The 23,866-nt window shown below is 46.3% G+C and carries 25 protein-coding genes and 1 other annotated feature; of the genes, 2 read left to right on the top strand and 23 right to left on the bottom strand.

Translation table 11 applies throughout. The annotated features are described in order from the left end of the window. Nucleotides 1-18: 18 nt before the first annotated feature. From CN378_RS15020 to cymR, 17 genes are all read right to left on the bottom strand, one after another. Nucleotides 19-948, bottom strand: a complete 930-nt coding sequence (locus CN378_RS15020) for a peptidase U32 family protein (RefSeq protein ID WP_098353185.1) — start codon at nucleotides 946-948, stop codon at nucleotides 19-21. Continuing rightward, nucleotides 945-1,592: an O-methyltransferase gene (locus tag CN378_RS15025; protein ID WP_098353187.1), complete on the bottom strand. Its 648-nt coding sequence runs from the start codon at nucleotides 1,590-1,592 to the stop codon at nucleotides 945-947. Before CN378_RS15025 ends, CN378_RS15020 begins: the two co-directional genes overlap by 4 nt. Nucleotides 1,593-1,794: 202 nt before the next feature. Continuing rightward, nucleotides 1,795-2,895, bottom strand: a complete 1,101-nt coding sequence (mltG, locus tag CN378_RS15030; RefSeq protein WP_483295090.1) for an endolytic transglycosylase MltG — start codon at nucleotides 2,893-2,895, stop codon at nucleotides 1,795-1,797. 204 nt (nucleotides 2,896-3,099) lie between these two features. Then, nucleotides 3,100-3,390, bottom strand: coding sequence for a DUF1292 domain-containing protein (locus CN378_RS15035; RefSeq protein WP_034757367.1), 291 nt, complete (start codon nucleotides 3,388-3,390; stop codon nucleotides 3,100-3,102). Between the two features lie 14 nt (nucleotides 3,391-3,404). Beyond that, a complete protein-coding gene (gene ruvX, locus CN378_RS15040; protein ID WP_098353191.1) occupies nucleotides 3,405-3,821 on the bottom strand; it encodes a Holliday junction resolvase RuvX in 417 nt (138 codons plus the stop codon). Between the two features lie 3 nt (nucleotides 3,822-3,824). After that, nucleotides 3,825-4,091, bottom strand: coding sequence for an IreB family regulatory phosphoprotein (locus tag CN378_RS15045; protein WP_034757362.1), 267 nt, complete (start codon nucleotides 4,089-4,091; stop codon nucleotides 3,825-3,827). Between the two features lie 83 nt (nucleotides 4,092-4,174). Beyond that, the gene (gene alaS / locus CN378_RS15050; protein WP_098353193.1) at nucleotides 4,175-6,811 is read right to left on the bottom strand and encodes an alanine--tRNA ligase; all 2,637 of its coding nucleotides are present in this window, start codon (nucleotides 6,809-6,811) and stop codon (nucleotides 4,175-4,177) included. 61 nt (nucleotides 6,812-6,872) lie between these two features. After that, nucleotides 6,873-7,091, bottom strand: a binding site (T-box leader). 51 nt (nucleotides 7,092-7,142) lie between these two features. Continuing rightward, the gene (locus tag CN378_RS15055) at nucleotides 7,143-8,243 is read right to left on the bottom strand and encodes an AI-2E family transporter (RefSeq protein ID WP_098353346.1); all 1,101 of its coding nucleotides are present in this window, start codon (nucleotides 8,241-8,243) and stop codon (nucleotides 7,143-7,145) included. 153 nt (nucleotides 8,244-8,396) lie between these two features. After that, nucleotides 8,397-8,528, bottom strand: coding sequence for a YrzQ family protein (locus CN378_RS15060; RefSeq protein WP_179884939.1), 132 nt, complete (start codon nucleotides 8,526-8,528; stop codon nucleotides 8,397-8,399). Between the two features lie 15 nt (nucleotides 8,529-8,543). Further along, nucleotides 8,544-8,729, bottom strand: a complete 186-nt coding sequence (locus tag CN378_RS15065; protein WP_098353197.1) for a hypothetical protein — start codon at nucleotides 8,727-8,729, stop codon at nucleotides 8,544-8,546. 188 nt (nucleotides 8,730-8,917) lie between these two features. After that, complete coding sequence (gene bioB / locus CN378_RS15070) at nucleotides 8,918-9,925, bottom strand: biotin synthase BioB (protein ID WP_098353199.1); 1,008 nt, start codon at nucleotides 9,923-9,925, stop codon at nucleotides 8,918-8,920. Between the two features lie 15 nt (nucleotides 9,926-9,940). Further along, a complete protein-coding gene (locus CN378_RS15075; RefSeq protein ID WP_098353201.1) occupies nucleotides 9,941-10,537 on the bottom strand; it encodes a biotin transporter BioY in 597 nt (198 codons plus the stop codon). A 159-nt stretch (nucleotides 10,538-10,696) separates the two neighbouring features. Next, nucleotides 10,697-13,093, bottom strand: a complete 2,397-nt coding sequence (gene recD2 / locus CN378_RS15080) for an SF1B family DNA helicase RecD2 (RefSeq protein ID WP_098353203.1) — start codon at nucleotides 13,091-13,093, stop codon at nucleotides 10,697-10,699. A gap of 17 nt (nucleotides 13,094-13,110) precedes the next feature. Continuing rightward, nucleotides 13,111-13,782, bottom strand: a complete 672-nt coding sequence (locus CN378_RS15085) for a tetratricopeptide repeat protein (RefSeq protein ID WP_098353205.1) — start codon at nucleotides 13,780-13,782, stop codon at nucleotides 13,111-13,113. A 168-nt stretch (nucleotides 13,783-13,950) separates the two neighbouring features. Beyond that, a complete protein-coding gene (mnmA, locus tag CN378_RS15090) occupies nucleotides 13,951-15,066 on the bottom strand; it encodes a tRNA 2-thiouridine(34) synthase MnmA (protein ID WP_098353207.1) in 1,116 nt (371 codons plus the stop codon). 45 nt (nucleotides 15,067-15,111) lie between these two features. Beyond that, on the bottom strand, nucleotides 15,112-16,254 hold the full coding sequence (locus CN378_RS15095; protein WP_098353209.1) for a cysteine desulfurase family protein: 1,143 nt from the start codon (nucleotides 16,252-16,254) through the stop codon (nucleotides 15,112-15,114). Nucleotides 16,255-16,267: 13 nt separating this feature from the next. Then, nucleotides 16,268-16,687 (bottom strand): cysteine metabolism transcriptional regulator CymR, encoded by a 420-nt coding sequence (cymR, locus tag CN378_RS15100; protein WP_044339554.1) that lies wholly within the window; start codon nucleotides 16,685-16,687, stop codon nucleotides 16,268-16,270. Between the two features lie 201 nt (nucleotides 16,688-16,888). Between cymR and CN378_RS15105 the strand changes: the two genes are divergently transcribed. Together CN378_RS15105 and CN378_RS15110 are read left to right on the top strand one after the other, a co-directional pair. Then, a complete protein-coding gene (locus CN378_RS15105) occupies nucleotides 16,889-18,157 on the top strand; it encodes a replication-associated recombination protein A (RefSeq protein WP_179884946.1) in 1,269 nt (422 codons plus the stop codon). A 155-nt stretch (nucleotides 18,158-18,312) separates the two neighbouring features. Beyond that, entirely contained in the window at nucleotides 18,313-19,023 is a 711-nt protein-coding gene (locus CN378_RS15110) for a protein-glutamine gamma-glutamyltransferase (protein ID WP_098353348.1), read from the top strand. Between the two features lie 57 nt (nucleotides 19,024-19,080). Here CN378_RS15110 and CN378_RS15115 read toward each other — a convergent pair whose 3' ends face one another. The 6 genes from CN378_RS15115 to CN378_RS15140 all read right to left on the bottom strand — a co-directional run bounded on the left by CN378_RS15115 (nucleotide 19,081) and on the right by CN378_RS15140 (nucleotide 23,745). Then, nucleotides 19,081-20,031: an ABC transporter permease gene (locus CN378_RS15115; protein WP_098353213.1), complete on the bottom strand. Its 951-nt coding sequence runs from the start codon at nucleotides 20,029-20,031 to the stop codon at nucleotides 19,081-19,083. Further along, nucleotides 20,024-20,950, bottom strand: coding sequence for an ABC transporter ATP-binding protein (locus CN378_RS15120; RefSeq protein ID WP_098353215.1), 927 nt, complete (start codon nucleotides 20,948-20,950; stop codon nucleotides 20,024-20,026). Before CN378_RS15120 ends, CN378_RS15115 begins: the two co-directional genes overlap by 8 nt. Beyond that, nucleotides 20,950-21,660 (bottom strand): ABC transporter ATP-binding protein, encoded by a 711-nt coding sequence (locus CN378_RS15125; RefSeq protein WP_098353217.1) that lies wholly within the window; start codon nucleotides 21,658-21,660, stop codon nucleotides 20,950-20,952. Before CN378_RS15125 ends, CN378_RS15120 begins: the two co-directional genes overlap by 1 nt. Nucleotides 21,661-21,662: 2 nt before the next feature. Then, nucleotides 21,663-22,037 (bottom strand): GntR family transcriptional regulator, encoded by a 375-nt coding sequence (locus tag CN378_RS15130; RefSeq protein WP_098353219.1) that lies wholly within the window; start codon nucleotides 22,035-22,037, stop codon nucleotides 21,663-21,665. 3 nt (nucleotides 22,038-22,040) lie between these two features. Then, a complete protein-coding gene (locus CN378_RS15135; RefSeq protein ID WP_098353221.1) occupies nucleotides 22,041-22,820 on the bottom strand; it encodes a hypothetical protein in 780 nt (259 codons plus the stop codon). Nucleotides 22,821-22,980: 160 nt separating this feature from the next. Continuing rightward, nucleotides 22,981-23,745, bottom strand: a complete 765-nt coding sequence (locus CN378_RS15140; RefSeq protein WP_098353223.1) for a tRNA threonylcarbamoyladenosine dehydratase — start codon at nucleotides 23,743-23,745, stop codon at nucleotides 22,981-22,983. Nucleotides 23,746-23,866 lie beyond the last annotated feature (121 nt).

Below are 23,866 nucleotides of genomic sequence, written 5' to 3' on the forward strand. Positions count from 1 at the left end.
CAAACATCATTTCATTGATTAATACACCGTTTCTTTAAAGAAGAATCCCGTATCCAGCGGCCGATTTTCCGGCTGCAGCTTCTTCGCCTCTTCCAGGAAGTCATCTTTCTTCTCCTCATATTGATCTTCGTCTTCTACATATAGATCAATGGCTTTCCGATATAACTTCGTCACTTCAAGTATATAGTCTGATGATTTCTGTACCCCGTCGATTTTGAATGAATCGATGCCTGCTTCTATCATCTCACCCAATTCATCGACGATGCACATATCATTCGGACTCATGATATGGGTCCCATTCTCATCTTCAAAGATCGGATATTTGTTATGTCGTTCCTCATCATGCAGGAACATGTTACGTTGTTCTTGACGGTTTTCAATCTCCATCGCCTTGCCTCTATATTCAAAATAATTTCCCAGCAAAGACCGTTTGGACTGGAACATGCATGTCATACCATGCACCTGAACCTCGATTTCAACCTCTGCATTCTCTTTCATCTCAACGATCGCATCCATGCTTAATTCACGGGCCAGAACGGCGCGCTTCGCCCCTTTTCTGCCCCAGTAATTGCATGTATACCAATTGGTTGCCGTGGTTTCGGTATTCCAGTGAAGTTTCATACCTGGAGCCGCATCACGGGCAGCCATCAATACCGCCGGATCACCAAACACGATGGCATCAGCGCGGGAATCATTAAGAAAGGCAATATATTCATCAAGCTCAGAAATTTTATCATTATGGAAAAGAGCGTTCATGGCCACATACACTTTCTTCCCGTGTTTGTGAGCAAGCTTGATGGCTTCTGTCACATCTTCTCTTGAAAACTCACCGGCAAGCCTTAAGCCGTATCTTTGTTCACCGATCATGAACGCATCTGCCCCTGCCAGTGCCAGGGGTTCGATATCGGAAACAGAGACTGGAGTGACGAGTAGTTCTGGTTTTTTCATGAGCGCTCACCTCTTTTTTTACTGATGGCAATTCCGTCTCCAACGGGTAAAATACTCGTATGAAAATGCTCATGTTTCATGAGCCATTCATTATAATTCCGTAGTTTCTTGACCATGTTCCGGATTCTTTTCTGCTCTACTTCTTCTTGAGCGACAAGTCCCTTGAACAGGACATTGTCCGAGTAGACGACCCCTTCCTCCGACAGCATTTCAGAGTAAAGTTCAAAGAATTTAAGGTATTGTCCCTTGGCCGCATCGATGAAAATGGCATCAAAAGGACCGTGCTTTGCCACTTCCTCACCGAGTTCAAGGGCATCCCCGAATAAAGGGACGACTCTCTTACCATCCTCCGTACGGGATAAAAATGTGGTGGCTGCCTCAAATCGCTCTTCATCCCGTTCGAGGGTCACGATGGTGGAGCCGGGCAGGGCCTCCGCCATCCTGAGAGCCGAATAACCGATGGCCGTCCCTACTTCCAGGATGCGTTTTGGTTGTTGGATCCTTAACATCCCAAGGAGTGCTTCAATCCCTACAAGTTCCATGATGGGAACGTTTTGGGCTTCTGCATACTCCTCCATCTCACTAAGTAAGGGGTTGCGTTCCCTCACGATTGATTCTATATAGTGAATTACCTGTTCGTTCATATATAAGCCTCACGATCATTGTCATAAGTGATTCCGGGCAATGATCCTTTCTGAAGACAACATGAAAAGAAGAAAGCCACAATGAGCTTTCCACTTCACACACATCTTCATAAAGATAACGCCCGTCTATAAAAATAACTTGTACTATTTTACCACATAGAGAAGAGGAAAGCGAATATTTCTTTCCTCTTCTCGACGCGCGCTATTCTTCTTTGTTGGTAATGTATTTCGCTTTTTTCTCGTTATGTTCTTCCAGTGTCTCAGAGTAATAGACCGAACCGTTGGAAGCAGCAAGGAAATAATAATACTCGGTATCCTCTGGCTGCAGGGCCGCTTCGATCGATGATACGCCCGCATTCGCAATCGGACCCGGCGGCAATCCCTTCACTTGGTACGTGTTATAAGGGGAGTCCACTTCCAGATCTTTGTAGACGGTTTTCGCTTTATGCTTTCCTAATGCATATAGGACCGTCGGATCGGTCTGAAGGGGCATCCCTTCTTCCATCCGATTATAGAACACACTTGAGATTTTCCCTCTATCCGCTTTTTCCGTCGCTTCTTCCTCGATTAGGGAAGAAAGGGTGAGAAGCTCGTGAGGAGTATAATCGTTTGCTGCCATGGCTTCCTGGTATTGAGCCAATACTTCATTCGTCTGTGCGATCATCTTCTTTAAAATCGTGTCTAAAGAAGGTTTCTTTTCATAAAAAGGGTACGTGGCAGGATACAGATACCCTTCCAACGGACGTTTTATATCTTTGTTCAGGATTTCATCTGTGATCAGTTCCGGATATTCCTCTTTTAATTGCTCGAGCCATTTCTTATCGTTCAATTTGCTTTCAATCTCATCTTTTTTATACGGGGACTTTTCTGCAATGATTTCTGCAATCTGATCTAATTGCAGCCCCTCTGGAATGGTAATCTTAAACTCTGCTTTTCTCATGACCTTTCCCGTCTTTAAACTGTTGACAATTTCATTCATTGTCATGGAAGGCGTCAGATCATAAGAACCTGCCTGGAATCCTGCTTCATTGTTGAATTTCACATAATATTTAAAGATCGTTGAATTCTTGACGATCCCTTTGTCTTCCAGGATCTTTCCGATACTCGTCACCCCGGACCCTATCGGTATTTCCACTTTCACCGGTTTCGTATCATCCGGATCGACCGGTTTCAGGGCGGAATTCACATACAGGTAACCACCGATCGCCGTTCCCCCAATGATAATGACAAGACAAAGAATGACAAGACCTACTATTTTTCTAATGACCTTTGCCTCCTCTTGTCTTTCCAGCAATTTTTTCATAAGTGTCTCTTTTATCTTTTTCTTTTCTTCCAAATCTTTCATTTCCCCCTTTCGAGCAAAAAAGCGGGCTATCCGTTATGCGTAATTCGACATCATCTTCACTATTATACAATATTTTGCACAAAGAGAAACAGGGACCTGCAAAAAGGGTGAATTTTTTGTCCCTTTTTGCGGTCCCTGTTTCATATATTCTATGACGACTGCTTATTCAGCGTCTTCTTCTTCGTCAAGGAAAGTGTTTAACATTTCTTCGATCATGTCCCACTCTTCTTCTGTTTCAATCGGCTTCAATTCGCCTTCCTGACCTTCGTCACCAGGCATGAATGCAGATGCATGAATTTCGATTTCTTCTTCGTCGTTCTCATCTGCTCCCAGTGGATAGTAAAGGACATATGATTTATTGAATTTATCTGATTCAAATGTGAAAAGGACCTCGCATAATTGCTCATTTCCTTGTTCGTCTACTACTGTAATTTGTTTTTCTCCGTGTTCCATGAACATTCACCTCATTATTTTTGACTGTCAAGATATCCTTGAAGGATCATCATCGCAGCCATTTTGTCGATCACTTTCTTACGTTTCTTCCTGCTTACATCGGCTTCTAAAAGCACTCTCTCAGCAGCCATCGTGCTCAGTCTTTCATCCCAATATTTAATGGGGAGGGATAACTCCTGTTGAATCAATTCTCCATAAGCTTTAGACGCTTCCCCACGTGGACCGATCGTGTTATTCATGTTTTTAGGCAATCCCACCACAACGGTATCCACCTGGTATTCTTCGGCAAGTTCCTTGATTCGATCCATCCGGAACACACCTTGATCTTCGTCGATCTTAATCGTTTCAATTCCTTGAGCTGTCCAGCCAAGCTCGTCGCTGATTGCGACTCCGACTGTTTTAGAGCCGACGTCTAAACCCATTACACGCATCTATTATCCCTCTTTGTGCTGTTTCAAATACGATTTGACTAATTCTTCGATGATTTCATCACGTTCTAAACGGCGGATGATATTTCTGGCATCCTGATGTCTGGGAATGTAAGCCGGATCTCCAGATAATAAGTATCCCACGATTTGATTGATCGGATTGTACCCTTTTTCCTGCAGGGCATCATGAACCTGTAAAAGCACTTCTTTCACATCATGTTCGAACGGCTCCTCCGAAAAATCAAACCGCATCGTTTTGTCAAAAGAACTCATTTTTAGCACCTCTCTTCAGGCTTGTCTTTTTGACAACCGAATTGTTAATCGTTACCTACATTGTACACCACTTTCACACGGAGTTAAACGGATTTGACCCATTCTTCTACAAATTGAAGCGCTTCTTCCACTTTTTCAGGGTTTTTCCCTCCAGCCTGTGCCATGTCCGGACGGCCGCCGCCGCCTCCACCGCAGCGTGAAGCGACTTCTTTCACCAGTTTTCCTGCATGATATCCTTTTTCGACTAAATCCTTCGTAACTCCTGCAATGATGGTGACTTTGTCATCTCCAGTTGTTGCCAGTACAATGACCCCGGATCCAAGCTTCTGTTTAAGATCATCCATCATCGTGCGCAGTCCATTGCTGTCTCCGGCTGCAACCTTCGCAGAAAGAACGTTCACACCATCAATGACCTTCACTTGATCCGATAAGCTGCCTGCTTCTATGTTAGACAACTTTGCAGCTAATGATTCATTTTCACGTTGAAGCTCTTTCATTTCAGCCATTAACGAATCGACACGATGGACGACTTCTTTAGGATTCGATTTCAGTTTAGCTGCAACCTCTTTCAGTTGAGAAACCTGATCGTTCAATACTTTATACGCATTTTCTGCTGTAACGGCTTCGATCCTTCTTGTACCTGCGCCGATCCCGCTTTCAGACAGGATCTTGAATAATCCGATCTCGGATGTATTCGACACGTGACAGCCCCCGCAAAGCTCCAGGCTGTAATCGCCGATTGAGACGACGCGGACTTCCGATCCGTATTTTTCCCCGAACAGGGCCATGGCTCCCATCGCTTTAGCTTCGGATAGTGATTTAAGCGCCGTGTTCACGGACATCGCTTTCCAGACCTTCTCATTGACGATGGTTTCAATCTGTTCGATCTCATCCTGTGAGACGGAACCGAAATGAGAGAAGTCAAAGCGCAGGCGATCCGGTTCTACTAAAGAACCCGCCTGGTTCACATGATCACCTAGGACATCTTTTAATGCTTGATGAAGGATATGCGTCGCCGTATGGTTTTTCTCCACTTTGGTACGTGATTCACGGGAAACTTTTGCAAGCACTTCTGCATGTTGATTCAAAGTCCCTTCTTCTACGATTGCCGTATGAAGATTTTGCCCATTCGGTGCTTTCTTCACATTGGTTACGAATACTCTTACGCCTTCGGCTTCGATATACCCTTTATCCCCGATTTGTCCGCCGCTTTCCGCATAGAAAGGAGTCTCATCAAGGATGAATTGGCATTCCTGTCCTTTATCGACTTTCGGCTGACGTTCGTTATCAACCAATAATTCAAGGACCGTAGCTGTGCTTTCCAGCGTTTCATATCCAACAAAACGGCTTTCCACTGTAATATCACTCAGGATTCCACCTTGCACCTGCATGCTTCCTACATCCTGGCGTGCAGATCTCGCTCTTTCCCGCTGACCTTCCATCTCTCTTTCAAAGCCGGCGTGATCGACGCTCAATCCTTCTTCTTCAGCGTACTCTTCCGTTAATTCAACCGGGAAGCCGTACGTGTCATACAGACGGAAGACATCTTCTCCAGGAATCACATTGCTTCCCGCAGACTTTTGAACCTTGATGATGGATGAAAGAATGGAAAGTCCCTCATTCAACGTTTCATGGAAACGGTCTTCTTCATTTTTGATTACTTTTTGAATGAATTCTGCTTTATGTTTCACCTCTGGGTAGAAGTCAACCATGATTTCAGATACGACCGGAACCAATTCATACATGAACGGGCGGTTGATTTCAATTTGCTTGGCAAATCGTACGGCACGTCGAAGCAGTCTTCTTAATACATACCCGCGACCTTCATTGGATGGAAGGGCTCCGTCGCCAATGGCAAATGAAACGGTTCTGATATGGTCGGCAATCACTTTAAAGGCAACATCAGTTTCTTTAAGGCCCTTACCATATGATTTACCTGAGATTTCTTCCGTTGCTGAGATGATCGGCATGAAAAGGTCCGTATCGAAGTTTGTCGGTACTTCCTGGACGACGCATGCCATCCGTTCAAGGCCCATACCTGTATCGATATTCTTCTTAGGAAGCGGAGTGTACGTCCCGTCAGGATTATGGTTGAATTGTGAGAACACAAGATTCCATACTTCCAGATAACGATCATTTTCCCCACCCGGATATAATTCGGGATCTTCCGGATTGTCTCCATATTCTGGCCCGCGATCGTAGAAGATCTCTGTATTTGGACCACTCGGGCCTTCCCCGATATCCCAGAAGTTCCCTTCAATGCGGATGATGCGTTCAGCAGGTACCCCCACTTTTTTATTCCAGATATCGAATGCTTCATGATCCTCCGGGTGAATGGTGACCGAAAGCTTCTCCGGATCGAAGCCAACCCATTTGGCATCCGTCAAGAATTCCCATGCCCATTCGATGGCTTCCACTTTAAAGTAGTCCCCGATCGAGAAGTTCCCAAGCATTTCGAAAAACGTATGATGACGCGCTGTTTTCCCAACATTCTCGATGTCATTCGTACGAATCGATTTTTGGGCATTCACGATTCTCGGATTATGAGGGATCACACGTCCATCGAAATATTTCTTCAATGTCGCTACCCCGCTGTTGATCCATAGTAGGGACGGATCTTCATGTGGAACGAGTGATGCACTCGGTTCTACACCGTGTCCCTTTTCCTGAAAGAAATCTAAAAACTTCTGACGAATTTCTGCGCCTGTTAATTTGTTCATGTGAAGCTTCCTCCTTTATATGTATGGTTAAAAAAGAATACAAAAAAGCCCTCATCCCTAAAACAGGGACGAGAGCTGTTTCTCGCGGTACCACCCTGGTTATGAATGAACGTCTTACGGTTCATCCATCCCTCAAAACACCTTAACGCGGCTAAACGGCAGGCTTTACCTGCACTCGGGATTAGCATTCGGTTATCCTTCATCTGAAATCCCTTGCAGCCTGGGGGATCTCTCTCTGGAAGATGGACTATAACGTACTCGGGTCCTTCATAGCTTTCATGTTATGCGAATACTTGTATATGTTGGATTATAGAAAGATTCAGGGTATTTGTCAATGATCATTCCCATTTTTCGGTTCATCATTGTTTCTCGTATATAGAAAATGGGTGCGCCCGTGTAAGATGGCCACCTTCAGGACCGCAAGAAAGGGCACTGCCACGATCATTCCGATCACACCACCCACTTCGCCGCCGAGGATCAGTGCCCCCATGATGAAAAGTGGATGCATATGCAGACTCTTGCCGACGATGAGGGGAGATAAGATGTTCCCCTCCAGGAACTGCAGGACCACCACCATGATGACGACATAAATCACCATATCGATTGAAATCGTACTTGCCACAATGACGGCGGGCACAGCGCCGATGATGGGGCCGAAATACGGAATTACATTTGTCACACCGATGATCATGCCAAGGATCAAGGGATATTTCATGCCGATCAACCATAGCGTAACGGCTGAAAAGCCGCCGATGATCAAACAGACCAAGAGCTGCCCCCGGATATATCCTCCGAGTGATTCATCCACGTCCCTTGCGAACGAGATGGCACTCTGCCTCCATTTTTTGGGGGTGAGCTGCCACATGAATGCTTTTACCTTTGTGATATCTTTTAAAAGGTAGAAGGAGACGAAGGGGATGATGGCCACGAGGAGCAGACTGTTCATGAACTTCATGACGGTTGCCAGCACCAGAGCCACAAGCCCCGTCACCCAAGCTTCCAGGCCGTCGATCCTTTCTTCCAGCTGTGATTGGATCCCGTCCGGCCAGGTGGAGGTCTCACTTTGAATGACCTTCAGCCAGCCCTGATACTGCTCCGTGAAAACAGGGGCATTCTCCGATAAATCCTTCAGCTGATGAATGATGGCAGGGGTCCCTTTATAGATCCCATAACCCAATCCCCCGAAGAACAGAAGATAGATGAGCAGGATCGCGATGCCCCTGTGAATGCCGGCTTCATGCAGTTTCTCTACAACCGGATGAAGAAGATACGCAATGAATCCCCCTATAAAGAAAGGAAGCAGGGAAAAGAATAAGACCTCTAATACAGGATGCCATACAGGCTTTAATAAATAGAGAACATATAGGAATAATGCAAAAATGAGGGCCATTGAAAGTTTGTATATCCATTTTGTATAGGGTCTCTTCTCCATCTGCATGAACACCTCCTTATCCTCTTATCTATTGTTCGAACAATGGAGGTGGTTTTATTCATAATATGCATTTTCATGTGGACCAGGGGGAGATTTAGTTTCTGCACCATCAAAAAAGACTGACCCAAAAAATGAGCCAGTCCCTCTCTGCTGTTAAAAAAGTTTCTTTACTTGTTTACGGATTCGTTTCATCTGTTTTTGACTCATCATATTGGATCTTTGAGAATAGATGGAAGCCGCGATTCCTGCTCCAAAACCAACGATGGATGCAAATGTTTTATTCAAGAAAGACACCTCTTCCTAGCTTAGTCGGCGTTCTTCCTCATCAAACAAGTCATCTAAGGAGCTGAGTGATCCATCCTCTTCCACCTGGTAGGTATGAATGACTCCCTTAGACAAGGAAAGCTCTATATAGCAGCCCCAACAATAGTATTGGTTGATGCCGATCTTTCCGATATCTTTGCTCTGACAATTTGGACATTTCATCGGTAAGGTCACCTCTGGTTACACCATAAATGGTGATTATTCCCTACCATCATGTCCAACGGGAGCCTGATTTATACTTGTTTAATGAGAATGGACGCACAAACGGTGGATCACCGTTCTTATATAGTGTGGGATATTTTCCTGATTTCATAAGGAGTAACCTTTTCCATCGCATCCATTGAAATTTTTTAACGGGTGGTGACGGATAGCCCGCTTTCTTCTTTCACATAATCGATTTCAAATCCGAGGTCTTCAAGCATTTGATGATCCGCAGTCCCTTCCTGCCCGGCGGTCGTCAAATAGTCCCCGACGAAAATCGAATTGGCCGGATATAGACCGAGTGGCTGTAAACTGCGTAGGTTCACTTCTCGCCCGCCAGAGATCCGGATCTCTTTTGCCGGATTGATGAAACGCATCAAGCAAAGGACCTTCAAACAATATCTTGGGTTCAGTTCATTGGTGCCTTCAAGAGGCGTCCCGTCGATGGCATGAAGGAAATTCACCGGTATCGAATCGGCATCCAGCGCCTTTAAGCTGCGTGCCATATCCACAACATCCTGAAGTGTTTCTTTCATACCGACGATGATACCCGAGCAAGGGGATATGCCTGCCGCCTTTGCCTGTTCCACTGTATTCACCCTGTCTCCATATGTATGGGAAGTGGTGATGTTCTCATGGTGGTTACTGGAAGTATTGATGTTATGGTTGTAACGGTCCACCCCTGCTTCCTTCAGCCTCTTCGCCTGATCCCCCTTCAGTAACCCGAGGCAGGCGCATACCTTCAAATCATACTTCTCCTTGATTTCCTTTACCGCTGACACGACATGATCCACTTCCCGGTTGCTCGGGCCCCGCCCACTGGCGACGATGCAGTAGGTACCGACGTTCAATTGATGAGCGTTCTCGGCTCCTTTTAGGATCGTTTCTTTCTCGACCATCCGATACTTCTCGATCGGTGCATCAGACACGCTCGACTGTGAACAGTAGCCGCAATTCTCGGGACATAGTCCAGATTTGGTGTTGAAGATCATATTTAACTTGACCTTATTACCGTAATAATGTTTTCGAATCTTATAAGCGCCATGCAATAATTCTAAGAGTTCATCATCCGGACTTTCCAAAATCGATAATGCTTCTTCATTTGTTAATTCCGCTCCCCCAATGACCTCTCCGGCAAGCTCCTTCCACGTTTTCATCTCGTTTCCTCCCCTTTATGCTGCTCGATTCACGTTTCTGAATGTGCTCTTTGACAGAACCGATTTCTCCAACCGATGAGCCATCATACCTGCACAGACGGCTAAGATGATGTCTTTGGGAAGCGGAACGACCATCCAGGCCCATGCCAGCTTATAAGTGAATCCTTCAGGAGCCTGTGCCCAAAACTTATATGCTGCGTACATCCAGTTCGTACCGACCACATAATTGACTATCATGCCGACTAATGCGGCAAAGATGTAGGTCTTGATCCCTTTGTGTTTTTCTACAATTTTCCCTGTAATGTAAGCTGTAAAAATGAATGAAACGATAAATCCGAAGGTAGGGCTCACAATAGTAGATAAACCTGCCCCGAATCGTGCAAATACAGGAACACCCACTAATCCCACCAGTGCGTACACTGTCATGGAAAGGGCCCCGACCCTGCTCCCAAGGATTGCCCCTGCTAAAATGGCGAAGAATGTTTGTAACGTAATGGGAACTCCGCCTACTACCATAAAAGGTGCGAAAGTTGTGATATTGGCACCGATCGCCATTAGTGCAACAAACATCCCTGCAAGTGTAAGATCGATCGTTCTTAATTTTCTATTCATCTGTTTTCCCCCATCTGTCGTTTCTTGTACAAGATAAGGATATCGCTTACAATGAATATATGTCAACTAAATTATTTTTAAGTTAACACAAATAACCTGATACAAAAAAAGGTTGACGAATGAACCATTTCCAAATCGGAAATTCTTCATTCGTCAACCTTATGCTTTCATAAAATCGTATGGGGTGATGCCTTCCATACCAATCATGGGATCTTCATTCAGCAGAAGTTCCTCAATGGGCATGCTGTCGGCAGATGGATCCTGTTTCAAGCTGGATTCTTGATCCAGTAGCCCCTTTAACTTTTCACTCAGGGTCGTCTTTCTGAGAAAATCATCTTCCCTTTCAACGCCCAGTCTAAAAGCATCCAACTCCCCGCAGAGAATGAGAAACTGTTTACTGCGTGTGATGGCCGTGTACAGAAGATTCCTCCGAAGCATTCGGTAGTAACTCTTCACGACAGGCAGGATCACAATCGGGAATTCGCTTCCCTGTGACTTATGGATCGAACAGCAATACGCATGGGTAATTTGCATGAGGTCCTGCCGTGTATACGTGACCTCATTGCCTTCATATGAAACGATGATCATGTCCTGTTTCTCAGTGTTTTCCTTTGCATAAAATATCGAAACGATTTCACCGATATCCCCATTGAAAACATTGTTTTCAGGCTGATTGACAAGCTGAAGGACCTTATCCCCAATCCGGTATTTCACATCCCCGAAGGCGAGTTCTTTCCGGGTCCCATCGTTGGAATTGAAGATTTCCTGAAGCAGTTCATTCAAGCGATCGATTCCAGCCGGGCCCCGGTACATAGGGGCAAGTACCTGTATATCCTTTGGGGAGTAGCCTTTTTTCTTTGCATTCTCCACCACTTTTTGAACGACCTCGGAAATCTGATTCGTCCTGCACGGAAAGAAAGAACGATCCTTTTGCTGCTTTGTCAGGTCTTGAGGCACCTCACCCCTTTTCATATGGTGAGCGAGTTCGATGATCGATGAGCCCTCTTCCTGTCTGTAAATATCCGTCAGCCTGACGGTCGGCACCACTTCTGATTTCAACAGGTCCTTCAAAACCTGACCCGGACCGACCGAGGGCAATTGATCTTCATCCCCGACAAATATCACTTGGATATCCTCAGGGAGAGCCTTCAACAATTGATGGGCAAGCCATGTGTCTACCATGGATACCTCGTCCACAATCAAAAGCTTGCCTTCGATCGCCCGTTCTTCATCGTTCTGGAATCCTTCCTGACCGTTCCATCCGAGGAGCCTGTGGATGGTCATGGCGGGCAGGCCCGTCGACTCTGTCATCCGTTTCGCCGCCCTGCCTGTAGGGGCTGTCAACAATACGGGAAACGGTTCATCTTTGTAGTCCTTGGGATCCAACGAACAGCCGTGCAGATCGGCAAACAGTTCGACGATTCCCTGAATGACCGTCGTCTTTCCCGTACCCGGTCCTCCCGTTAACAGGAGCATGGGAGACATCAGGGCCGTTTCGATGGCTTCTTTTTGGGAAGGGGCGTACTGCACTCCCAACCTGTCCTCAAGGGCCCCCAGTGACAATAGGAATTCGGATTGGGGGAATTGATCTTTATATTGGGTCTGGGACAGAATTTTTTCAATATTCGTCACGATCCCTTTTTCAGAAAAATAAAGGGAGGGAACATATACCTTCGTCCCTTCGCCAATGATTTTGCTTTCTTCCTCGAGGGAAACCAATTGAGTGGATATCTCCGTGTAATCGATTTTTTCAGGCTGACTTTTCTCAAGGAGCTCCTTCACCGTTACAATGAGTTCTTCCGCCTCAAGATACACATGGCCCTGCTTGACACAGGTTTGCTCGAGTGTATAGAGACAGCCTGCTTTGATCCGGTCGGGATGACTGCCCGTCAATCCGATTTTGGACCCTAATTCATCTGCCCGGGTAAATCCGATCCCTTCAATATCCTCCACCAGCTTATAGGGATTTTTTTGAATGATTTCGAGTGCCTGCTCCTTATAGGCCTGGTAGACCTTCATGGAAATCTGGGGTCCGAAACCCAGGTCATTCAGCATGATCATGACCCGCTCGAGGCCCTGATGCTCGGAAAGCGTATCATAAATACTCTTTGCCTTTTCTTTTGGAAGTTTCGGAATCTCGTCTAAGAGGCCCGGATTTTCGAGTATTTTACCGATGGCATTTTCACCGATGTGTTCAACGATCTTCTCAGCTGTTTTTTTCCCGATCCCTTTAAATAAATCGCTCGATAGATAATGGACGACACCCTGTGTGGTCTGGGGGATCTCTTTCTTGAAATGCTTCGCATGAAACTGCATGCCAAACCGGGGATGCTCTTGAAATCTTCCATAAAACACATAGGTTTCATCTTCATGAATCTTAGGGAAATTCCCGGTGACGACCGCTTCTTTATCTTCATAAGAATCATTGGTCTCGTCCACCCTGATCCGGACCACGGTATAAAGATTTTCCTCATTATGAAAAATGGTGACAAGATGCCTTCCTTTAATGTAGATTTCTTCCTCACCAAACAGCTTTAAAGAATCTTGCTGGCTCAAGGCAGTGAACCCCCTAACTATTCACTTTGTTCATTTTTAAGCTTTTCGATCATCTTGATGCCATAGCCCGCCAGCATATGATCAGGCTGGACGTCGACCGCTTTATTGAAATACATGAGTGCTGTTTCTGCATCATCCTTATGCCCTGCATACGCAACTCCCAGGTTGTAATAAGCATCGGCATGCTCGGGATCCGCTTCCACTACCCTGGATAATTGAGTAATCGCTTCTTCATAAGCTTCCACCTTAGCAAGACAAAGTCCCAATTGGAAGCGCGCCTCCACATCCTCTTCATTTAATTCGACACTTCGCTGCAAATAAGGTAACGCCAGTCTCGGCTGCTCCAACTGGAACAGACTGATTCCCAGCATGAAGTACACGTCGGCATTTTCCATTCCATTAGAAATCGCCTTTTCGAATTGATCCTTCGCTTCGTCAAAGTGATTTTCATTAAAGTACAGGTTTCCAAGGGAATAATACGCTGCCCCTGCGTTCTCGTCGATGGAGATTGCCCGTTCAAAGAACTTCTTCGCCTTTTCATTGTCCCCGACCGACATCAGTACGTTTCCGAAATTAATATACCCCACCGGTTCCGTTGGATTTTCTTCGATGGCTTCTGTAAAAAGTTTAACCGCTTCTTCCACTTTTCCTTCTTGTAACAATTCAATTCCTTTTAAATTCTTATCCAATGTAAACACCTCTATATTGTCATGATTTATGTATGCAAGTTGTCGATGATCTTATCGTTAATAGTATAACATAAGGTACCCGGGAGTCGGCTATCCATCCATGATGAAAAAAGGACTGAGAGATAAGAGATTTGGCCTCTCCTCTTCTCAGTCCTTTTCCTTTAATCCTTACCCGACGTAGGTAAGTTTCTTTTCGTCTTTAAAGATAGTATCGATCGTTCCTCCACCCAGGCACTCATCGCCGTTGTAGAAAACAACCGCCTGTCCTGGTGTCACCGCACGGATCGGTTCATCAAAAATGACTCTCACCTTGCCGTCTTCAAGCGGCACCACCGTGACCTTATTGTCATCCTGGCGGTAACGGAATTTCGCCGTGCATGCAAATTCAGAAGGTTTCTCTGAATTCGATGTCCAGTGAACATCCGTCGCAAGGATGGAATCGGAATAAAGGGCAGGATGCTCAAAGCTTTGCCCGACGTAAAGGACGTTTCTTTCCAGGTCCTTCCCGATGGCGAACCATGGCTCACCTGCACCACCGATGCCAAGGCCATGACGTTGACCGATGGTATAGTACATGAGGCCGTCATGCTTGCCCATCACTTTCCCATCTAACGTTTCCATCTTACCTGGTTGTGCCGGAAGATAATTACTCAAGAAATCCTTGAAATTACGTTCACCGATGAAGCAAATCCCTGTACTGTCTTTTTTGGTCGCCGTAGCAAGGCCGGCTTCCTTCGCAATTTCCCTTACCTTTTTCTTGTCGATGCTCCCAAGCGGGAACATCACTTTTTCAAGCTGCTCCTGCCCCAGCTGATTCAGGAAATAGGTTTGATCTTTATTATTGTCGACACCCCGGAGCATCTTGTACTCCCCGTCACGGTATTCAACCTGTGCATAGTGACCTGTCGCAAGGTAATCCGCTCCTAATTTCAGGGCATGATCAAGGAATGCTTTGAACTTGATTTCTTTATTGCACATTACATCAGGGTTCGGTGTTCTCCCGGCTTTATACTCATCCAAGAAATACGTGAACACTTTATCCCAGTATTGTTTTTCAAAATTCACAGCGTAGTAAGGAATACCAATTTGGTTACACACACGAATGACATCGTTGTAGTCTTCGGTTGCCGTACACACTCCGTTTTCATCGGTATCATCCCAGTTTTTCATGAAGATCCCGATGACTTCATAGCCCTGCTGCTTTAGCAGTAATGCGGCTACAGAAGAGTCCACTCCGCCGGACATCCCAACGACCACCCTTGTATCCTTTGGTTCTTTTTTCACTAACGCCACCTCCTTATTCCGTTCAATTCGCCCCGTTCGGACGATTTAAGTTGTTAATCGCTTCACGATTTCAGCGACTTCATGGGCAGTCCAGGTAATCTGCTCCTCCGTATTCCCCAGACCAAAGCTGAAACGGATGGAGTTCCTTGATTTCTCAGACTGCTTCCCATACATCGCCACGAGTACATGTGAAGGTTCTATAGATCCAGCCGTACAAGCGGAACCGCTTGATACAGCGATACCTGACATATCCAGATTCACCAGCATGGATTCAACATCCGTGCCGGGAAAGCTTAAGTTTAGCACATGGGGCAATCCATGCTCAAGGGATCCGTTCTCCTCGAATTCAATGCCGCTTCCTTCTAAGGTTTCTTTCAGTGAAGCCTTGAAGCGGGAGTAGCTGGCACTCTTCTCTTCCATCGTTTGTTGGGCGATTTCAACGGCTTTGCCGAGGCCGAGGATCGCCGGCACGTTTTCCGTTCCGGCCCGGCGCTTCCTTTCCTGCTCCCCGCCGTATAACCCGGGCTGAAGATCCACACGTTTGTGGGCGTAAAGAAAGCCGATCCCTTTAGGGCCATTGATCTTGTGTCCAGAGACTGAAAGCAGATCGACCCCGAGCTCCTGCACATCAATGGCAGTCAATCCGAAAGCCTGTACGGCATCCGTATGAAAATAGGCCTGATGATCCTCTAGAAGCTTGCCGATCTCTTTAATCGGCTGAAGTGTCCCCACTTCATTGTTTCCGAACATGATTGTCACAAGAATGGTGTCATCACGGAGTTCCTTTTGAAGCTCTTCAACGGAAATCCTCCCTGTCCGGTCCACCGGCAGGTACGTTACCTCGAACCCCCTGGACTCAAGAAATTCACATGCATGCAATACGGCATGATGCTCCGTTTGTGTCGTAATGATGTGGTTTCCCTTTTCCTTATTGGCTTCAGCCGTTCCAATGATCGCTAAATTATCCGCCTCGGTTCCACCACTCGTAAAAATGATCTCATTGTAATCTGCATGAATGCTCTCTGCAATGATGGTGCGTGCACGATCCACAAGGTGACGCGATGCACGGCCAAATGAATGTATGCTCGATGGATTACCAAAGGTCTCCTTCATCACCGCTGTCATTTCATCAATCACCTCAGGATGCATGGGCGACGTTGCAGCATGATCCAGATACACTCTTTCCATTTATCGTTACCTCCTAGATATAGAACATGTACGCATCGGATTCCCCGTCATCCGAGTGGCTCGCCAGATCTTCTATCGTTGTATTATCGAGTACTTCCTTGACCGCATCACGGATCCGGATCCACAGCTCACGCTTAGCCGGTTCCTCATCCTCGATTCCTTCTACGGGGCTGATCGGGCCTTCAAGGATGCGGATGATATCCCCCGCTGTGATTTCAGACGGCTCATGGCCCAATACATAACCACCGTAAGCCCCCCTGATACTCCTGACAAGACCGCCGTTACGAAGCGGAGCGACCAGCTGTTCAAGATAATGTTCCGACAGCTCATGCTGCTGCGCGATCGTTTTCAGTGAAGTCGGCCCTTCACCATGGCGTTTTGCAAGCTCAATCATAATCGTTAAACCGTATCGGCCTTTAGTTGATATCTTCATGTCCAGCACCTCTACTATATTTAATAACGTCAGAGACGTGTATTTCTTCTGCATTGACTTTTGTTATTATAGCATATCCGCCCTCACACTGTGAAAGGGGCGATTCACCCTCCTTCTTCAGCCACAATATTTCCTTAATGAAACCGCCTGTGATAAAGTGAAGATAACTAGAACGTCAGTTTGGAGAGATGTTTCATGTCGATAAAACCACTTGCCTTTAAGATGAGACCGAGGACCATCGAGGAAATCATCGGGCAGCAGCATTTAGTCGGAGAAGGGAAAATCATCGACCGGATGGTGAAGGCGAAGCAGCTTTCATCCATGATCCTGTACGGCCCTCCCGGCATTGGAAAAACATCCATCGCAAGCGCGATCGCCGGAAGTACAAAATACCGTTTCAAAACCCTTAATGCCGTGACAAATAATAAAAAGGATATTCAGATCGTGGCAGAAGAAGCGAAAATGTCTGGTAAGGTGATCCTCCTATTGGATGAGGTCCACCGGCTTGATAAAGGAAAGCAGGATTTCCTCCTTCCTTATTTGGAAAACGGGATGATCACATTGATCGGTGCTACCACAAGCAACCCTTATCATGCCATCAACCCGGCCATCCGGAGCAGATGCCAGATATTCGAATTAAAGCCCCTTTCAATAGAAGAAATGAAAATTGCCTTGACCCGTGCCATTGAAGATGAAGAGAGGGGACTCGGCGCCTATTCCCTCCAGGTTACGGACGAAGCCATCGAACATTTTGCAAGCAGCAGCTTCGGGGATGTGAGGAGTTCACTGAACGCACTGGAGCTTGCTGTGCTGTCCACTTCTCCGGATGGGGACGGTGTCATTCATATTGATGTCGGGGTCGCAGAAGAATGCCTTCAAAAGAAAAGCTTTTCCCATGATAAAGACGGGGATGCCCATTACGATGTCGTGAGCGCGTTTCAGAAATCGATCCGCGGAAGCGACGTGAATGCCGCTCTCCACTATCTCGGAAGACTCGTTGAAGCGGGAGACCTGCCGAGCATCGCCCGCAGATTATTGGTGATTGCCTATGAAGATATCGGACTCGCCAATCCTCAGGCGGGGCCAAGGACGCTCGCTGCAGTGGAAACTGCTGAGAAGATCGGATTTCCAGAGGCGAGGATACCGCTGGCTAACGCAATCATCGAGCTCTGTCTTTCCCCTAAATCGAATTCAGCGATCACAGCCATCGATCTGGCCCTTTCAGACATCCGGAAAGGAAAGAGCGGTGAGGTCCCGGATCACCTGAAGGACGCCCATTATCAAGGGGCCAAGGAACTGGGCAGAGGAGTGGAATACAAGTATCCTCACAGCTATGAATCAGGGTGGGTCCCGCAAACCTATCTCCCTGACAAACTGAAAAATGCACGCTACTACACCCCGAAAGCAACCGGGAAATTCGAACAGGCCATTGCTCAGGTTTATGAGAAGATTACTAAACAGATGAAGTAATTGAACCACCAGAAAATACAAACCTGCCGGAAAGGGATTTTCCTTTTTGGCAGGTTTGTTTTAGTGACAGACACTTTAATTCATTTGAGAATGCCATTTCTCCCCACCCCATCATACATTAGTAAAAAGGCCTGGAGGTGGATGGATTGATCATCATGGAAAATGAATCATCACCGAAGGATTTACCGAATTTGACACCTGTTCAGGAAAATATTTTCACTTCATTAAAAGAAAGCCCTACCGACTATCGATATCTTAATCTTTCAGAGCTGAAATATGAACTGAAGGTAAGAGAAAGAATCATTGCCAATGCAAAACTCATGAATGATAGTGACGCCAAATTTTCTGCCTTCGAGCATTCCAAATTCAACCCGGCATTCTGGTTGAAGACTCCTTACGGGTACCGTCTAAAGGAATCCAAGCTTCCTTCTGACGCTATCGAAGACATCTTTACCAACGGCTCCGCTTACAGCTTCGAATGTGTCACAAGCATCGTGCTGATCTATTATAAATCGATCCTCGATACGATCAGGACCCCCTACTTCAACCGGCTGTATTCCCCGCTCCTTGTGTGGGGCCACAACTATGATGACGATCTTCCGATGGTCACATATAAAGGACTTGATTATATCCCCGGGGATGTTTATTACTTTTTCAACCCCGACTTTGAAGACCCGATCTGGATGGGTGAAAACTCTGTCTTTATCAAAGAGGATCAATACTTCGGCCACGGGGTGGGGCTTGTGACCCACGATGAAATGATCGAAGCCCTCAATACGCTTCGAAAAAAGGGTGGCAAAGAATCCGCCTATCTCCTTAATCAGGTGACACGCCTGAAATTTTCCGATTTGTACCGGTACACATAAAAAATGACGAACTCTGATGAGGTCGTCACTTTTTGGTTTGCTTATTAATTACAGCCTTTATGCCGCCACATCCCGTTTATTAAATACGATGAACGATAGCAGCTGGAAGATGATGAAGTAGACGATGAGCATCGTGATGGAGAAGCCCATGGTCATCCCGTCAACAAGCGGCGGCGTGAATCCGGTATATTGAGTCAGGTCAGTGTTGGCGAACAGGCTGTATTTCGCCCAGTCGAATTTAAGGGCCAGTAAGCTTGTGGCATTCCCTCCGACGAATAGCAGGAATAATGAAATCCCGATCGCCAGTGAGCTGCTTCTGAATACGGTCGAAATCATGAAGGCCATCGTAGCCATCATCACGACATCGATCGTTTTCAATAAATAGGTCTTAATCAGGTATCCCACAATGTTCTGTTCGACTACCTTTCCATCCACATAGGCTAAGTGAGTGGACTGATCGGTTCCCCCGAACAAGAGAAGTCCAATCAGGAATGAGACAACAAATAATACAAGCAGCATACTCATCCCGAATAAAATGACGGTAACATATTTCGATAACAATATTTTGGTTCTGGAAATGGGGCGGATGAGCAACAGCTTGATCGTGCCCCAGCTGAACTCACTTGCGACGATGCCCGCTGCCACGATGATGGCAAACAGACCTACGACAAGGACGGAAAAAGCATTCATTTCGACGAACGTCCAAACGGTTTCCTTCGTACTCGGCTGCACGTCGTTTTCAATCCGGTATTCGTTGATGGCAATCCTTCTTTCAGCGTCCTTCATCATAAACTTGTTCATATCCGGATTTTCAGCGAGCATTTGCTTTTCCGATTCCACCTGGGCCGAGAGTTCCTGTTTCCAGTTACCCGATTCATCCGCTTTCAGGTCCTCATACTTCGTGAAGGCAGCTGTCACCCCAATAATGAGAATCAGCAGTCCCAGCATGACATACGTGCCGACGCGCTTGAAGATTTTGGTCCATTCATTTCTAATAAGACTAAGCATGCACGACCTCTCCTTTATCATTTGTAATTTCCAGGAACCTGTCTTCCAATGTTTTGGCAACAGGCATGACGCTGTATAATTGTACATCCGCTTCTACGAGGGCGCGGATCACGTCCGGTACTTGCTCTTTTGTCAGGGCCACCTGAACGTGTGAGCCTTGGGCTTCAAACTTGACGCCGGGATCGAATGCGGTCAGAACCGCCTTGAGTCGATCCACTTCGTTGACCTCGAAGTGATAGACCTGTTCGGCCCCCTCCACAAAGTCCCTCACTTGCTGCACATCGACCAGTTTACCGGACTGGATGATCCCGATCCGGTCACACATCATTTCCATTTCGGATAATAGGTGACTTGATACGATGACTGCCATCCCCTCTTCCTGTGCGAGCTTTCTGATATACGCACGGATTTCGCGGATTCCCGCCGGATCCAGGCCGTTTGTCGGCTCATCGAGAATGAGCAGCTTCGGCTTGTGCAAAAGGCATTGGGCAAGTCCCAGACGCTGTCTCATTCCGAGGGAGTATGTTTTCACCTTGTCATGGATCCGGTCCGTCAAGCCGACCAGCTCGATGACTTCTTTCATCCGTTCATCGGTGATCCCTTTTTGCATGCGGGCAAAATGCTTTAAGTTCTGATATCCTGACATGAATTTATAGAGCTCAGGATTTTCAACGATGGCCCCGACATCTTTAATGGCGCCTTCAAAGTCTTTTTTGATGCTTTTGCCGGAGATGAGGACATCCCCTTTTGAAATATTCATCAGCCCTACGATCATCCGGATCGTTGTCGTTTTCCCGGCTCCATTCGGGCCAAGGAAACCGAATACCTCCCCTTCATACACGTCAAACGTTAAATTATCAATGATGGTTTTGCCTTTGATGACTTTGGAAACACTTTGTAATTGCACAACCGTCTTCATCATTTCATCTTCCCTTCCGATTTAGTCGTTTTCTTCAACCACTGCAGGACAGACAAGCCTTCCGCTTCCCTCAGCTCTTCCACCTGGCAGTGCCCTTTTATTTCTCCACCAGAGATGATATAGGCTTCATCCAGGATTGCTTCGATCTCATCGATTTCATGGGTGGCAATGATCACTGTTTGATTCCCGAAATCAATATAGGAGAGCAGTCCTTTTACGATGGAGTCCCTTACCATGGGATCAAGCCCTGAGAATGGTTCATCGAGAAGCAGTACCTCGGTGTTCCGCGACAGGGCGAGGACGAGTTTCAGCCTGCCCCGGTTCCCTTTGGATAAATGCTTGATCTTCTTCCCGCCATCAAGTTCCATAAACTCCACCAGTTCACTGGCTCTGTCTGTATCGAAGTCAGGGAACTGGGAGGCATAGAACCGGATCATCCCATCCACGGTGAATGCTTCATAAAACATATCCAGTTCCGTCAAATAGGCGACTTCACTGGCCATTTTCCGTGTGACCGGCTTTCCGTTCATCGTGACGGTCCCTGTATTCGGAAGCACAAGCCCTGCAATCATCTTCAATGTAGTCGATTTCCCGCTGCCGTTCGGACCCAGCAGACCATATATCTTCCCCTTTTGGAATTGAAAGGAGGTATCGTTCAATGCTGTTTCCTTTCCATATTTCTTGGTGACACCATCAAATGTCACAACCATCTCTACTTCCCCTCTCTTCGACTCAAATAGTTTTCAACACCCTGGATCATTTGTTCTTTTGTGAGTCCCAATTCTTTCATGTTTCGGATGAAGGACTCGATCACTTCCTCCTGGACCTTTTCATTCAATATGGTCAGGACATCTTCCTTTTCTGTCACAAATGTTCCTTGCCCTCTCCTCGTCTCCACAATGTCCATCCTTTCTAATTCACTGTACGTCCGCTGGATGGTATTTGGATTCACTCCTGATTGAACGGCCATTTCCCGGACGGAAGGCAGTTTGTCACCCGGGGTCAATTCCTTCCTCACGATTTCACGTATGATGCGATCGGCTATTTGCAGGTATATGGGCTTTGAGGCTGTATATTCTTCTGTCATGCCTTACACCTCAACCTTGCGATCTAATAAGCGGCAGGAAATGAGGAAGACGATGATCATGATCATTCCTTCAAACAGGAATGGCATGACCGGGAATGGAATCATCTCGGGATCGAAGCCTGCATTCGCCTCATTTGCACCCACAGAGAAAAAGAATCCGGTGCTCACCTTCACGGTAAAAGTTTCAAAGAAGAACTTCTCCACCCATTCGATGCTCGTCAGGAAGGCTACCACACTTTGATACACAATGATGAATCCCGCGATGAAGATCCACCGTATGTTCTTGAGGGAAGGATATTTTGAAAGGGAATGGTAAAGCGTCCACAAAAATATTGTCCATCCGGAAAAGTAGAGGCCGACGACCGTCACACCCAGGTTGAAAAGAATGCCTTCTTTGATGGGCCAATAGGAGAATAACGCGTCTTCCTGAAACATGGCCATGGTCAGCATCCCCAATCCATCGACTAACAAGAGTGACAGGGTGGAGTACATAAAGGCAATGATGAGTTTTGATAAAAGCAGCATCAACCCGCTGTGGGGGCTATGTAGCCACAGCTGCGTTTTTCCTTCCACCCGCAGCATGGAGCAGACGATGCCCGGAAGAAAAGCAACGTGGAAAATACCGATCATAATGAGAAATATTTGGGAAACCCCCGGCTCTTTGACAAAATTACCGATCACCAGTCCAATGATAAAAATCAGAAAAACAATGGCGATCCAGCCATAAAACCAAATGCTGGAGGTTTTGAAATCTTTCCAGAGAAGACCTTTAAACGCGTGCATGATTGCATTCCTCCGTAATGTGTTTTAGTGTTCTAGTTAGATAGTACACTATGACACGTTGAAACGTCAATCCTTTTTACACCCATTTAATGGAATTATTTTTTGCATAAAAAAAGACCGAATCCCTTATGAGATTCAGTCTTTTTTCGGCAAACGCCGCTTATTTATCTTTCACCCTTTTAATTTCAATGTCTTTCAGCAATTGGTTCATGACATGGCTCGCTGCGATCAGCCCTGCCACTGAAGGGACGAATGCATTCGAGGAAGGAGGAAGCTGAGCTTTACGGATCTTGGCATCATCTTTCCCTACTTCTTTCCGGATATCTTCACGGATGACGATGGGGCTTTCATCGGAGAAGACAACCGTCACGCCCTTTTTAATTCCTTCCTTTTTGAGACGGGTCCGGATCACCTTAGCAATCGGATCTGTATGCGTCTTACTGATATCGGCAATTTGGAAGCGGGTCGGATCGGTTTTGTTCGCCGCTCCCATGCTTGCGATCAACGGGATGTCCCGTTTCAGGCATTCTTTCATTAAATGAATTTTATAGGAAATCGTATCAGAGGCATCGATGACATAATCGAATCCCTGATTGAAGAATTCTTCATATGTTTCTTCCGTGTAGAACATCTTAAGGGCAATGACTTCACAGTCCGGGTTTATATCCATGATGCGGTCCCTCATGAGATCGACCTTTGGCTGACCCACTGTTGAGAGCAAGGCATGGACTTGACGGTTCACATTTGTGATATCCACGTCATCTTTGTCCACTAACACTAGACGGCCTACACCTGACCTGGCCAGGGCCTCAGCTGCAAAGGATCCCACTCCCCCGATTCCGAGTACTGCCACTGTACTATTTTTAAGGGTTTGAAGACCTTCCTTACCGATCGCTAGTTCATTTCGTGAAAACTGGTGTAGCAAAATAATCAACTCCATTATAAGTATTCAACTAGGTTTATACTGAATTAGAATAAAGGATAGGGGACTGAAAATCAATATGAAATGTTGTCCTTCCCTTTCGTTTACCCTATTAAGAGGAGAT

Origin of the sequence: Bacillus sp. AFS015802, from assembly GCF_002561455.1 — a bacterium.
In the GTDB taxonomy this organism is placed as follows: domain Bacteria; phylum Bacillota; class Bacilli; order Bacillales; family Bacillaceae_B; genus Rossellomorea.

Bases quoted from the DNA above. Each gene is read 5' to 3' on its own strand.
- CN378_RS15020 (WP_098353185.1), bottom strand. From the start codon at position 948: ATGAAAAAACCAGAACTACTCGTCACTCCAGTCTCTGTTTCCGATATC.
- CN378_RS15025 (WP_098353187.1), bottom strand. From the start codon at position 1,592: ATGAACGAACAGGTAATTCACTATATAGAATCAATCGTGAGGGAACGC.
- mltG (WP_483295090.1), bottom strand. From the start codon at position 2,895: ATGAAAAAATTGCTGGAAAGACAAGAGGAGGCAAAGGTCATTAGAAAA.
- CN378_RS15035 (WP_034757367.1), bottom strand. From the start codon at position 3,390: ATGGAACACGGAGAAAAACAAATTACAGTAGTAGACGAACAAGGAAAT.
- ruvX (WP_098353191.1), bottom strand. From the start codon at position 3,821: ATGCGTGTAATGGGTTTAGACGTCGGCTCTAAAACAGTCGGAGTCGCA.
- CN378_RS15045 (WP_034757362.1), bottom strand. From the start codon at position 4,091: ATGAGTTCTTTTGACAAAACGATGCGGTTTGATTTTTCGGAGGAGCCG.
- alaS (WP_098353193.1), bottom strand. From the start codon at position 6,811: ATGAACAAATTAACAGGCGCAGAAATTCGTCAGAAGTTTTTAGATTTC.
- CN378_RS15055 (WP_098353346.1), bottom strand. From the start codon at position 8,243: ATGGAGAAGAGACCCTATACAAAATGGATATACAAACTTTCAATGGCC.
- CN378_RS15065 (WP_098353197.1), bottom strand. From the start codon at position 8,729: ATGAAATGTCCAAATTGTCAGAGCAAAGATATCGGAAAGATCGGCATC.
- bioB (WP_098353199.1), bottom strand. From the start codon at position 9,925: ATGAAAACGTGGAAGGAGCTTGCCGGAGAGGTCATTGGGGGAGCGGAA.
- CN378_RS15075 (WP_098353201.1), bottom strand. From the start codon at position 10,537: ATGAATAGAAAATTAAGAACGATCGATCTTACACTTGCAGGGATGTTT.
- CN378_RS15095 (WP_098353209.1), bottom strand. From the start codon at position 16,254: ATGGAAAGAGTGTATCTGGATCATGCTGCAACGTCGCCCATGCATCCT.
- cymR (WP_044339554.1), bottom strand. From the start codon at position 16,687: ATGAAGATATCAACTAAAGGCCGATACGGTTTAACGATTATGATTGAG.
- CN378_RS15110 (WP_098353348.1), top strand. From the start codon at position 18,313: ATGGAAAATGAATCATCACCGAAGGATTTACCGAATTTGACACCTGTT.
- CN378_RS15115 (WP_098353213.1), bottom strand. From the start codon at position 20,031: ATGCTTAGTCTTATTAGAAATGAATGGACCAAAATCTTCAAGCGCGTC.
- CN378_RS15120 (WP_098353215.1), bottom strand. From the start codon at position 20,950: ATGAAGACGGTTGTGCAATTACAAAGTGTTTCCAAAGTCATCAAAGGC.
- CN378_RS15125 (WP_098353217.1), bottom strand. From the start codon at position 21,660: ATGGTTGTGACATTTGATGGTGTCACCAAGAAATATGGAAAGGAAACA.
- CN378_RS15130 (WP_098353219.1), bottom strand. From the start codon at position 22,037: ATGACAGAAGAATATACAGCCTCAAAGCCCATATACCTGCAAATAGCC.
- CN378_RS15135 (WP_098353221.1), bottom strand. From the start codon at position 22,820: ATGCACGCGTTTAAAGGTCTTCTCTGGAAAGATTTCAAAACCTCCAGC.